Origin of the sequence: Streptomyces sp. NPDC017529, from assembly GCF_044329785.1 — a bacterium.
Lineage (GTDB): Bacteria > Actinomycetota > Actinomycetes > Streptomycetales > Streptomycetaceae > Streptomyces.
Window position 1 is genome coordinate 706,224 of the sequence record NZ_JBIRJY010000001.1, and the last position, 11,960, is coordinate 718,183.

Here is an 11,960-nt window from a genome sequence, read left to right on the forward strand (position 1 = left end):
GGGTGGCGCCCCCCCGCGGGGGTGCCCCCCCGCCCCCTGCCGGGCGGGCCCCCGGGCGCGCGCGGCCGTTCGCGGCAGCGGGGGGCGGGCCCCCCCCCGGGGGTGCGGGCCACGGCGGCGGTCCCGGCCCCCGCCCGCGCCTTGGCCTCCGCCGCGTAGGTGTCGACGTACTCCTGCTCGGACAGCTTCAGGAGGGCGTACATGATCTCGTCCGTGACCGCCCGCAGCACCAGGCGCTCGTCGGCCAGCCCGGCGTAGCGGGAGAAGTCCAGCGGCTCCCCGAAGCGGATGGTGATCGGGACGACGCGCGGCAGCCGGCGGCCGGCCGGCTGCGCCTCGAACGTACCGATCATCGCGCACGGGATCACCGGCGCGCCCGTGCGCAGCGCCATCTCCGCCACACCGGTCTTGCCCTTGTACATCCGGCCGTCGTGCGAGCGCGTGCCCTCGGGGTAGATGCCGAGCAGTTCGCCGCGGTCGAGCACCCGTACGCCCTCCTCGACGGCGGCCTGTCCCGCGCTCCGCCCCGAGCGGTCCACCGGGATCTGCCCGCAGGCGCGGAAGAAGGCCGCCGTCAGACGCCCCTTGACGCCCCGTCCGGTGAAGTACTCCTGCTTGCACAGGAAGGTGATGCGGCGCTTGACCGTCGCCGGCATCAGGAAGCTGTCGCAGAAGGAGAGGTGGTTCCCCGCGATGACGGCCGCGCCCGATTCCGGCAGGTTCTCCAGGCCCTCGACGCGGGGGCGGAACAGGCACCGCAGCAACGGCACCAGGACGATGGATTTGAACAAGTAATAGAACATGTAACTGATCCCCTCCCCAGAGTGATCCCCCCGCGTCGGGGGACGGTAGTGCCTGCTCCGGGAGGAGAGGGAGAGTGCCGATTGAGCCACGCGCGGCGGGCGGCGGGCCGGGGGCGGGGCGCACGGCGCGCCGGGCCCCCGGCCCACCGGAGTCACCGGTTCGCCGGGGTCTCGTCCGCGAAGATCTTGGTGACGGTCCGGCCGTCCTCGGTCAGGTAGCCGTGCAGCATGCCCTCGCTGCTGTGCGGGGCGTCGAAGACGCCGTCGGCGTCCAGCGCGATCACACCGCCCGTGCCGCCCAGTTCCGGCAGTCGCTCGACCAGCACCTCGTACGCCGCTCCGGCCAGATCCGAGCCCCCGAACTCGATCAGGTCCGAGAGGGTCGCGGTGGCGGAGCCGCGCAGGAACACCTCGCCCGCTCCGGTGGCGCTGGCCGCGGCCGTGCCGTTCTTGGCGTAGGTGCCCGCGCCGATGACGGGCGAGTCGCCGATCCGGCCCGCCATCTTGTTGGTCAGCCCGCCGGTGGACGTCGCCGCCGCGAGGTCCCGCTTCCCGTCCACGGCCACCGCGCCGACCGTGCCTTGGGTCAGCGTCTCGCCGGAACCTTTCAGCTGCCCTTTGGCCTTGAGCAGTTCCCGCCAGCGCTGCTCGGTCCAGTAGTAGTCCTGGGTGACGGTCCGCAGGCCGCTGCGCGCCGCGAAGTCGTCGGCGCCCTCGCCCGCCAGCATCACGTGCCTGGTCTTCTCCATCACCAGCCGCGCCGCGGAGACGGGGTTGCGGACGTTGCGTACGCCCGCGACCGCGCCCGCCGCCAGGTCGGAACCGCGCATGATCGACGCGTCCAGCTCGTGCCCGGCGTCCTCGTTGAACACCGCGCCCTTGCCCGCGTTGAACAGCGGGTTGTCCTCCAGCGAGCGGACGGCGGCCTCGACCGCCGCGACGCTGGTGCCGCCGTTGTCCAGAACCTTCCCCCCGGCCCGCAGCGCGTCGGCCAGGCCGTCGCGGTACGCCTTCTCCTGGGCGGGTGTGGTGTTCTCCCGCTTGAGCGCGGCGCCCGCGCCGCCGTGTACCGCGAGGACGACATGGCGGGCGTCGGGCCGCGGCTTGCCCTTGGCGGCCTGCGCCACGACGGGCTCGGCGGCTCCGGGACGGCCTGCGAAGACCGCGCTGCTGCCGGGCACGGCCGCCAGCAGCGCGGCCACGGACAGCGCCCCGGCTCCGGCAGTCGTCAGTCGCCGTGTCGGTTTCCTGGTCATGGGCAACACTCCCTCGGAAAAGAAGGTCACTTGCCTGGAAAGACGGCTGCCCGCCCCTCTGGCGGGGCGGACAGCCGGCGTCACGCCGTACGGATCGCGGGATCGCTCACACCCTCGGCGCCGGTCTCCACGTGACCGGCGAACCGGCGCAGGTAGCTCTTGTCCGCCGCGCAGCGCACGGACACGTCGTACCACCGCTTGCCCGCCTTCAGGTCCACGGTGTGCGTCACCCGCTGACCGGGCCGCACGGTGACCTTCCCGGAGGCACCGCCGTACGCGTTGGCGATGGTGAGCGTGCGGGTGCCGTCGCCCGCGTTGGTGAGCGTCAGGTCGAGGTTGCCGGTGGCCTTGTTGTGGCGCGCGGTCACCTCGGGTCCAGCGGCCTTGCCCGGGCCCCGGAACGTGCGCAGGAACCCGTTCGGGCCGAACACCGAGAGGTCGTACGTGCCGTTCGAGTAGGCCGTGTTCCACCTGTCGGACAGCTTCTTCGCGCGTTCGGTGGTGTACGTCCACGGGCCGTCACCGCGGTTCGGCGCCGTGACGTGGAACTGCGCGCCGGCGTCGGCGCCGCTGCCGAAGGTCAGGCGGAACGTACCCGCCGCGGTGTCGGCGGCGCCGTCCACGTACGGCGCGTACGGCAGCGGCCGGGTGGGGCGCGAACCCCGCTCCTGCTGGGGCAGGCTGCCCCGTGCGGGCGGCACCGGGTGGAAGTCGCCGGGCTTGGACCCGTCGGGCCGGTAGCCGCCGGTGTCCGGCAGCTTGCCGGGCGCACCCGTCTTGGCGAAGTCGAAGGCCGAGGTCAGATCGCCGCAGACGGCGCGCCGCCACGGCGAGATGTGCGGCTCGGACACCCCGAAGCGGCGCTCCATGAAGCGGATGACCGAGGTGTGGTCGAAGGTCTCGGAGCAGACGTACCCGCCGGTGCTCCAGGGGGAGACGACGAGCATCGGCACCCGCTGGCCGAGGCCGTACGGCCCGGCCTCGAAGCCGTTGCCGCCGGGGTAGAGCTCCAGCTCGGTGGAGACGGTGGACAGGCCCTGGCCGGCGTCGGCGGGCGGGTACGGCGGTACGACGTGGTCGAAGAAGCCGTCGTTCTCGTCGTACGTGATGAACAGCGCCGTCTTGCTCCAGACCTTCGGGTCGGAGGTCAGCACGTCGAGCACCTGGGAGATGTACCAGGCACCGTAGTTGGCGGGCCAGCTCGGGTGCTCGGTGAACGCCTCGGGGCAGGCGATCCAGGAGATCTTCGGCAGCCGGCCGCCCTTCACGTCCGCGCGGAGGTCGTCGAGGAGCTGCCCGCCCGCCTTCACGTTGGAGCCGGTCCTGGCCTTCTCGTAGAGCGGGCTGCCCGGCTTCGCGTTGCGGAAGCTGTTGAAGTAGAGCAGCGAGTTGTCGCCGTAGTTGCCCCGGTAGGGGTCCTTGATCCAGCCCCAGTGGCCGTTGGCGTCCAGGCCGTCGCCGACGTCCTGGTAGATCTTCCAGGACACCCCTTTCGCCTCCAGCCGCTCGGGGTACGTCGTCCAGCTGTAGCCCTTCTCGGCGTTGTCCAGGACGGGACCGCTGGAGTCGCTGCCGCCCTTGCCGTCGTTGCCCGTGTAGCCGGTCCACAGGTAGTAGCGGTTCGGGTCGGTGGAGCCGATGAAAGAACAGTGGTAGGCGTCGCAGACGGTGAACGTGTCGGCGAGCGCGAAGTGGAACGGGATGTCCTTGCGTGCCAGGTGCGCCATGGTCGTGGCGGTCTTGGCGGGCACCCACTGGTCGTAGCGTCCCTTGTTGAAGGCTCGGTGGCTGCCCTTCCAGTCGTGGTTGAGGTCCTCGATGAACGTGAGTCCCAGGTAGTCGTCCGCGGTCTGCGGCCGGAACGGCAGCACTTCCTTGCCGCCCGTGTCGGCCTGGTGCCAGACCGGCTTGCCGCTGGGCAGCGTCACCGGGCGCGGGTCGCCGAAGCCCCGTACGCCGCGCAGGGTGCCGAAGTAGTGGTCGAAGGAACGGTTCTCCTGCATCAGCACGACGATGTGCTCGACGTCCTCGATGCTGCCGGTGCGGCGGTTCGCCGGGATGGCGGCGGCGCGCGCGATGCTCTCCGAGAGGACGGAGAAGGCGGCGGCCCCGCCGGAGAGTTGGAGGAACCGGCGCCGGTCGAGTTCTGGCATGGCTGAAATGACCCCTTGGGCTGGGCGGGAACGGGCGGGACTGGAGTGTTCCAAGAGAGCCAGGCCGTGGGAAGACACCATGACGCGCGGGTGAAGAATCGTCAGGGATGGCGTGAACAGGTGGGTGGCGCGCCTCCGTTCCCGTCGCGCGGGGCATATCGCCCCGCCGCCGCCCATACCGTCCCTCGGCCTCCCCGGCCGGGCAGTCGGTGACGTGTCCGGCCGAAACCGGACCGGCCGGAGCGCTTCTCCCGTCGGGGCATATGCCAATTGCAAGCCGTTCGTTTTCGGACGGCGCGCGCTCGACCGTTTTTGTCGCCAATGTCGCGCCCGGCGACGAAGCGGAATCGCGTAATTCCGATCACCAGTTTCGAACCGACTTGCTGCTGAGTAGGGTGTGGCACTGCCGGTGGAACTGGGGGAACAGTGCGTACCGGTCTGTTTCGGCATGGCTGAAAATGCGCTGGTGGCCGACCACACCGGCAGAACGGCAGGAGCGGCAGGGGACATGACCGCTGGGTTATTCGAGGGGCAGTACGTGTGGCATCCCGCAGCCGACGACGTCCAGCTCGCCCGCGCATGCGTGGACGTACGGGCAGGCCGCTACTTCGGCGCGCGCGAAATCCTGCGGGAGGCGCGCGGGGACCACGGCGTACGGGCACACCGCTCCCTGGTGCTGGCCTCCGAGGCCGCCGCCTCCGACCTGGCGGAACGCTGGCTGGCCGAGGAGCCCGACCAGGAAGCGGCCCTGGTGTGGGCGCGGGTGGCGGTGCTGCGCGCGGTCCGGGCCGCCGACGGCGGCGACCGGCGGGCCGACGCGCTGGGGCGCATCGCGGTGGCCGCCTGCGACCGGGCGGCGGAAGCCGCTCCCGACGACCCCGCGCCGTGGGTGGCGAAACTGACCCTGGCGCGCTTCCAGCAGCCCCGCGACCCCGCCCCGCAGGGCCTGCTGACCGCGCCGCCGGGCCCCTGGTCGCTCTTCTCCCACATCCTGCGGCTCGACCCCTGGAACCGGGAGGGCCACCACCGCTTCCTGTCGTACTTCTTCCCCCGGTACGGCGGCGAGGCCAACGCGGCCTGGGACGTCGCCGCGTTCCTGAGCCAGCGGGCACCGGCCTCCTCGCCGCTGCGGCTGCTGCCGCTGGTGGCCCTGGTCGACGGCTACAACCCGTCCTCGCTGCTGGCGGAGCGCACCTGGGAACAGCCGCAGTGGAAGGCCACCGCCCTGGGCATCTACCGCGACTGGCTGCCGCACGTATCCGGGTACCGGTTCACGCCGGTGCTGGACCTGGCCTATCTCGCGCACGCCCTGCACATGGCGCAGTGCGCCTTCGAGGCGCGGGCGGTCTTCACGGCCATGGGCCCGTACGCCTCCCGCATGCCGTGGAGCGTCTTCGGCGACCCCGAGGAGCAGCTGAACAAGGCGAGACGCGCGTGCGGCCTCCCGGTGCCCGATGCCTCCTGAGTCCGTTTCCCGGTTCCCCGCCCCACTGATCGACGCTCCGCGCCGATGTCTTCTGTTCCCCGTCAGAAAGGTTGCGGCTGTGTCCGATCCCGCGTCCCCCACCCGTACGAGAACCCGCCGCGCCGCGGAGCCCGTCACCCTCGACGACGACGCGACGCTGCACGCCATGGGTTATCCGCGGAAACTGACCCGGCGTTTCCGCGCGTTCGACAATTTCGCGATCTCTTTCACCATCATCAACATTATTTCCGGAATCTTCTCCTCCTTCGGATTCGGAATGAATGCCGGCGGGCCGGTGATCCTGGTCTTCGGCTGGATAGCCGTGGCCGCCATGGTGCTGTTCGTCGGCGCCTCGATGGCGGAGATCGCCTCCGCCTATCCGACCAGCGGAGCGCTCTACTTCTCGGCCGGAAAGCTGGCCAAGCGGCACCGGGGCGCCTGGTCCTGGTACACGGGCTGGCTGAACTTCGTGGGCCAGGTCGGCGGCACGGCCGCCACCGGTTACGCCGCGGCCACGTTCATCCAGGCGTTCATCGCCATGCAGTGGCCCTCCTATGAAGCCACCCCGCAGCGGGCGGTGCTGATCACCGCGGCGATTCTCGTGGTCCAGGCGCTGGCCAACACCTTTACCGTGCAGCTCGTCGCGGTGCTGAACCGGATTTCGGTGTGGTGGCTGCTGATCGGCCTGGTGGTGATCGTCACCGCGCTGATCGCCCTGCCCTCGCACCACCAGTCCCCGTCGTTCGTGACGCACTTCGTCAACAACACCGGCTTCACCAACGGCCTGTACGGCGCGATGCTCGGCCTGCTCGTCACCAGCTGGACGTTCACCGGGTTCGACGGCAGCTTCCACATGTCGGAGGAGACGGTGCAGGCGACGGTCAACGCGCCGAAGGGCATCATGCGGGCGATCGGCTACTCCGCGGTCGCCGGGCTGGTCCTCATGCTCGCCCTGGTCTTCGCGATCCGCGACTACGCGGGCGCGGCCGCCGCCGAGGCGCCGCCGGTGCAGATCCTCATCGACGCGCTCGGCGCGGGCACCGCCAAGTTCCTGCTGCTCATCGTGATCGGCGCGATGCTCTTCTGCGGCCTGGCCAACATGACCAGCAACACCCGGCAGATCTTCGCCTTCTCCCGCGACGGCGCGATGCCCGGCTCCCGCTGGTGGCACTCGGTCTCCTCGCGCACCCGCACCCCGGTCAAGGCGGTCTGGCTGGCCGCCGCCTGCTCCCTGGTCCTGGTCGTGCCGGGCTGGTGGTCGCACACCGCGTTCACCGCGGTCGTCAGCGTCAACGTGGTCGGGCTGTTCCTGGCGTACGCGGTGCCGATCTTCCTGCGGCTGCGGCTGGACACCTTCCAGCCGGGCCCGTGGAACCTGGGGCGCTACGGCAAGCTGGTCGCCGCGGTCGCGGTGACGTGGATCGTGATCAGCAGTGTGCTGTTCATGCTGCCGCAGGCGTCGCCGATCACCGCCGAATCGTTCAACTACGCGCCGATCGCGCTGGCCGTGGTGCTGGTCATCGCTACGGTGTGGTGGTTCGCCACCGCCCGGCGGCGCTTCCAGGGACCGGTCAGCTACGGCCGCCCCGACGAAGTCGCCGCGATGGACCTGATCTGACGGGCCGCCACGACCGCCCGCCGACCGCCCCGCCCCGCCGCCGCGCACGGCGGCGGGGCCCGACAGCCAAGGACGTACACCAGGTATGACCGCCTCCGGCGACATCCCGAGCCAGCACACCACGACCGCGACGCTCGCCGCTGCCCCCGGCTCCCCGGCCGGCGAGTTCACCGTCCGCCCCGCCACCCTCGAAGAGTGGCACCAGGTGGCGGAGTGGGCCGCCGAGGAGGGCTGGAACCCCGGCCTCGGCGACACCGCGTGCTTCCACCCCACCGACCCCGACGGCTTCTTCACCGGCCGCCTCGACGGCCAACTGGTCTCGGCGGTCTCCGTCGTCAACTATTCGCCCGAGTACGCGTTCCTGGGCTACTACCTGGTGCACCCGGGGTTCCGCGGCCGCGGGCTGGGCCTGGCCACCTGGCGCGCCGCCGTACCGCACGCCGGAGACCGGGTCATCGGCCTGGACGCGGTGCCCGCGCAGGAGGCCACCTACCGGCGTTCCGGCTTCACCACCGCCTACCGGACCACCCGTTACCGCGGCCGGCCGGTGCGCCCCGGCACGCCGGCGCTGCCGGTCGTGCCCGTCGGCGCCGGGCACCTGGACGAGATCGCCGCGTACGACCGGCAGTGCTTCCCCGCCGACCGCCGCCCGTTCCTCGGACGGTGGCTGACCGCCCCGGGCCACCACGCGTACGCGCAGCTGCGGGACGGCCGGGTGGCCGGGTACGGCGTGATACGGGCGGCCCGCGACGGGCAGCGCCTCGGGCCCCTGTTCGCGGACACCTCCCGGGGTGCCGAGGCCCTCTTCGACGCGCTCACCGCGCACCTCGGCCCCGACGAAACGGTCCACCTCGACATACCCGACCCGCACCACAGCGCCCGGTCCCTCGCCCTGTCGCGCGGCCTGGAGCCGGACTCGCACACCATGCGGATGTACACCGGCTCCGCCGGTCCGGTCCGGCCGGAACGCGGATACGCCGTCACCAGCCTCGAACTGGGCTGAGAACCTGTGCAGGAGGGCCCGACGGACGCCGGCGCGCGTGACGACGCGGCGGCGTTCTCCCGGCTGGTGGCGCGGTACCGGCCGGAACTGCACCTGCACTGCTACCGGCTGCTGGGCTCGTACGAGGAGTCGGGGGAACTGGTGACGGAGGCGCTGCTGCGGGCGTGGCGCGAGCGCGACACCTTCGCGGGGCACGCGACGTTCCGCACCTGGCTGTACCGCGTCGTCACCCGGGCGTGCCTGGACTTCCTGGCCGGCCGGCCGCGCGTCGCCGTGGCCGGGGAGCCGCGCGGCGGCCCGGTGCCGGCGACCGCGCTGCCCTGGCTCCAGCCCTGTCCCGACACGCTGCCGGAGCAGGTGGCGACCCAGCGGACGGGTACGGACGAGGCGGTGGTGGCCAAGGAGAACATCGCGCTCGCGTTCGTGGTGGCGCTCCAGCTCCTGCCGCCGCGCCAGCGGGCCGTGCTGGTCCTCCGGGACGTACTGGGATGGCCGGCGCGGGAGGCGGCCGAGGTGCTCGGGGTCAGTGTCGCGGCGGTGAACAGCGCGCTCCAGCGGGCCCGCCCGGCGGTACGGGACCGGCTGCCGGACCGCCGCACCGGCCGGCCACCCCCCGCGAAGCCGTCCGGTGCGCAGCCGGCCGACGCGCCGGAAACCGTGCCGGACGCCGACGAGAACACCGTGCTACAGCGCTACTTGGCCGCGCTGGGCCGGGGCGACGAGGCCGCGCTCACCGGCGTAGTGCGGCGCGAAGCCCTGGCCGCCCGGCACCCCGACCCGCCCGGCTGCCGCCGGGTGCCCACCCGGATGAACCGGCAGCCCGCCGCCGCCGTCTACACCCGTGGCCCGTCAGAGCGCTTCCACCGTGCTCACGGCCTGGAGGTGCTCCGCGTCGAGGACGACCGCGTCGCGGAGATCACCGTGTTCCCGCCCGGCCTCTTTCCGGCGGTCGGCCTGCCTCCTGTCCTGTGAGGACGAGGCCGCCGCCCTCCCGGTCGGCGTCCCAGCCCCGGGCGGTGACGCGGGCGAGCAGCGGCCCTGCTACGGCCGCGGGCACGGCGAGGCGCACCGACAGGCCGTGTGCCTCGGCGTCGGGCCGGACCTCGGCGTCCTCGGGACCGACGCCCAGGTCGGCGGTGGCGTCCAGGAGCCGGGCGAGTTCGCCGGGGCGGTCGGCGATCCGGACGCGTACGGACGCGGAGCGCGGCAGGCCGCCCGTGTGGACCGCCGGCACCTCGTCCAGCCCGGCGATGCCCCGGTCCAGGAGGTCCACGACCGTCCGCAGGCTCTGCGGGCTGCGCCGGTGCGCGGGCCCCGCCAGGTCGTGCAGGGCGGTGAGCAGCTCGCCCAGGTCGGCCTGGAGGTCCGTGAGGACGCCGGCGACGGCACCGGCGTTGGCCTGGAGGATGTCGCTCCACAGCCGGGAGTCGCCGCCGGCGATGCGGGTGACGTCGCGCAGCCCCTGGCCGGCCAGCCGCGGCGCCTGGGGCGGGCCGTTGCGGAGCCTGGCCGCCATCAGGCTCGCCACCACGTGCGGCACATGGGAGGTGAGCGCCACCGCGTCGTCGTGGGCCTGGCTCTGCATCACCACGGGTACCGCTCCGCAGAGCGCGACCAGGCACAGCGCGCGGTCGAGGGCGGTGCGCGAGGTCAGCCGGGACGGGGTGAGCGCCCAGGCCCGGTCCTGGAACAGGTCGGCGCGGGCCGCGAGCGGTCCGGACCGCTCCCGCCCGGCCAGCGGGTGGCCTCCGATGTAGCGCGTCGGGTCGGGCGCCCCGGCCAGGACCGCCCGCTCCGGTTCGGACTTCACGCTGGCCACGTCGGTGTAGGTACGGGCCAGCCCGCGCGTCTGCTGCTGGGCGAGTACGGCGGCGACCTGGCTGGGCGGGACGGCGATCACGGCCAGGTCCACGGGTCCGGGCGGCGGCCCCGGTATGCCGGCGCCCAGCGCGGCGGCGGTCCGTACGGCGTCCGCGTCGCGGTCCTGGAGGTACACCGTCACGCCCTGGCGGGCCGCGGCGAGCGCCAGCGAGGTGCCGATCAGCCCGGTGCCGACGACGGCCAGGGTGCGGATCACCGGGCACCGCCCGCCGCGTGGGCGCCGTTGCCCCGGAGCCGTTCGGTGATCAGCGCGGCGAGCCGGTCGAGCCCCTTCTCGATCCGTTCGGGCGTCAGGGTGCTGATGGAGAGCCGCAGCTGACGGCACTGCGCCGACGCGTCGTAGAAGTGGTGCATCGGGGTGAACAGCACGCCGTGCCGCCGGGCCGCGTGTTCCAGGAGGTCGTCGGTGACGGGGAACGGCACGCTGAGCACCACGAAGAAGCCGCCGGTCGGCTCGTTCCAGGTGACGCCGGGGCAGTCGCCGAAGCGCCGGGCCAGGCCCGCCAGCACCTGGTTGAGGTTCTGCCGGTAGACGGCGGTCTCGCGGCGGTTGGCCTCGACCATGCTGCATCCGTGGCTGAGCAGTTTGCCGCCGATGACCGCCTGCGCGATCGGCGAGGTGTTCACGGTGAGCATGCTCTTGATCTTCGACAGTTCGTCGGCGAACAGCCCCTCGCCGCCGGCGCCGCCGGTCACCCGCTGGTCGGCGACCACATAACCCACCCGGGCCCCGGGTACGCCGGTCTTGGCGAACGAGCCCAGGTAGACGACCCGGCGGTTGCGGTCCAACGACTTCAGCGTCGGCGGCCGTTCGCCAGAGGTGTGGAAGACGCCGTACGCGTTGTCCTCCAGCAGCAGGAGGCGCTCGGCCTCGGCGATCTCCAGCAGCCGGTGCCGGTCGGCGAGCCCCATGCTGGCGCCCACCGGGTTGGCGAAGTCGGGGGTCACGTAACAGGCGCGCACCCGCCGGCCCGCGGCCCGCGCGCGGCGCAGCTGGGTGACCAGGTCGTCCAGATCGATTCCGGACTCCCCCGTCGCCACCGGCAGGACGGGCAGGTCGGCGAGGAGCGCCGCGCCGGTCAGCCCGACGTAGGTGGGCCGCGGCGCGAGCACGGCGTCGCTGTCGTCGGCGCGCAGCGCGCGCAGCACGAGGAACATCGCTTCCTGGCAGCCGACCGTGACGACCACCGACCCGTCCACGGCCTCGATGCCCTCGTCCACGGCCAGGCTGCGCGCGATGAGCCCGGCGATGATCCCTTTCGTCTCGCCGTACTGGAACAGGGTGCGTGCGATTTCCGCTTCCGTCATCCGGCGCTCGACCCCGAGGTGATCGCAGAAGACCTCCAGGTATTTGTGCACCTGGCACGAGTCGTAAAACCCCTCGTACGGCCGTCCGGCGGCGAACGAGATCGCTTCCGGATACTTATCGGCGATCTGGTTCAGGAGATTCATCGACTCCATCGAGGCGTCGGCCAGCGATGCGTGCAGCGTCGCGGTATTCAGTTCGGCGGCGGCGAATTCCGGTTGCGTGATTTCCATGGCTGCCTTCTGTCAGTCAGGAAGCGGTACGGCGCGTACGGCCGGGGCACGCACCACACCGTCAGCATCCCTCAGGGGCCGGATCAACAGCAATGGTTGTCCCGGCGTCCGCCCGGGTCAAGGCGATAGCGCACCGGCCCGCGGCGCGCACCCCCTAATTCTTGACAGGTGCGACAGCCTTACCGCCGGTGTAATGTCTGGCGGTAACCGTAATATTTCGCCTTCCGCTGTCCGGCGGCAGT

The 11,960-nt window shown here is 72.3% G+C and carries 9 protein-coding genes; 4 read left to right on the plus strand and 5 right to left on the minus strand.

Annotated elements, in window-relative coordinates; translation table 11 throughout:
- From ACH4K4_RS02720 to ACH4K4_RS02730, 3 genes are all read right to left on the minus strand, one after another.
- The coding region (locus ACH4K4_RS02720; RefSeq protein ID WP_398164255.1) for a lysophospholipid acyltransferase family protein at positions 1-803 on the minus strand (803 nt) is incomplete at its 3' end.
- A 152-nt stretch (positions 804-955) separates the two neighbouring features.
- On the minus strand, positions 956-2,059 hold the full coding sequence (locus ACH4K4_RS02725) for an isoaspartyl peptidase/L-asparaginase family protein (RefSeq protein WP_398164256.1): 1,104 nt from the start codon (positions 2,057-2,059) through the stop codon (positions 956-958).
- Between the two features lie 80 nt (positions 2,060-2,139).
- Positions 2,140-4,212, minus strand: coding sequence for a phosphocholine-specific phospholipase C (locus ACH4K4_RS02730; RefSeq protein WP_398164258.1), 2,073 nt, complete (start codon positions 4,210-4,212; stop codon positions 2,140-2,142).
- Positions 4,213-4,720: 508 nt separating this feature from the next.
- Here ACH4K4_RS02730 and ACH4K4_RS02735 point away from each other — a divergent pair.
- The 4 genes from ACH4K4_RS02735 (at position 4,721) to ACH4K4_RS02750 (ending at position 9,270) form a co-directional block, all read left to right on the plus strand.
- A complete protein-coding gene (locus ACH4K4_RS02735) occupies positions 4,721-5,677 on the plus strand; it encodes a hypothetical protein (protein ID WP_398164259.1) in 957 nt (318 codons plus the stop codon).
- Between the two features lie 166 nt (positions 5,678-5,843).
- Entirely contained in the window at positions 5,844-7,295 is a 1,452-nt protein-coding gene (locus tag ACH4K4_RS02740) for an amino acid permease (RefSeq protein ID WP_398164517.1), read from the plus strand.
- A gap of 85 nt (positions 7,296-7,380) precedes the next feature.
- On the plus strand, positions 7,381-8,298 hold the full coding sequence (locus ACH4K4_RS02745) for a GNAT family N-acetyltransferase (protein WP_398164260.1): 918 nt from the start codon (positions 7,381-7,383) through the stop codon (positions 8,296-8,298).
- A 6-nt stretch (positions 8,299-8,304) separates the two neighbouring features.
- Positions 8,305-9,270, plus strand: coding sequence for an RNA polymerase subunit sigma-70 (locus ACH4K4_RS02750; RefSeq protein ID WP_398164261.1), 966 nt, complete (start codon positions 8,305-8,307; stop codon positions 9,268-9,270).
- Here the strand turns inward: ACH4K4_RS02750 and ACH4K4_RS02755 are convergent.
- The gene (locus ACH4K4_RS02755; protein ID WP_398164263.1) at positions 9,215-10,375 is read right to left on the minus strand and encodes a prephenate dehydrogenase; all 1,161 of its coding nucleotides are present in this window, start codon (positions 10,373-10,375) and stop codon (positions 9,215-9,217) included. The genes ACH4K4_RS02750 and ACH4K4_RS02755 overlap by 56 nt on opposite strands.
- The gene (locus ACH4K4_RS02760; protein ID WP_398164264.1) at positions 10,372-11,718 is read right to left on the minus strand and encodes a PLP-dependent aminotransferase family protein; all 1,347 of its coding nucleotides are present in this window, start codon (positions 11,716-11,718) and stop codon (positions 10,372-10,374) included. Before ACH4K4_RS02760 ends, ACH4K4_RS02755 begins: the two co-directional genes overlap by 4 nt.
- Positions 11,719-11,960 lie beyond the last annotated feature (242 nt).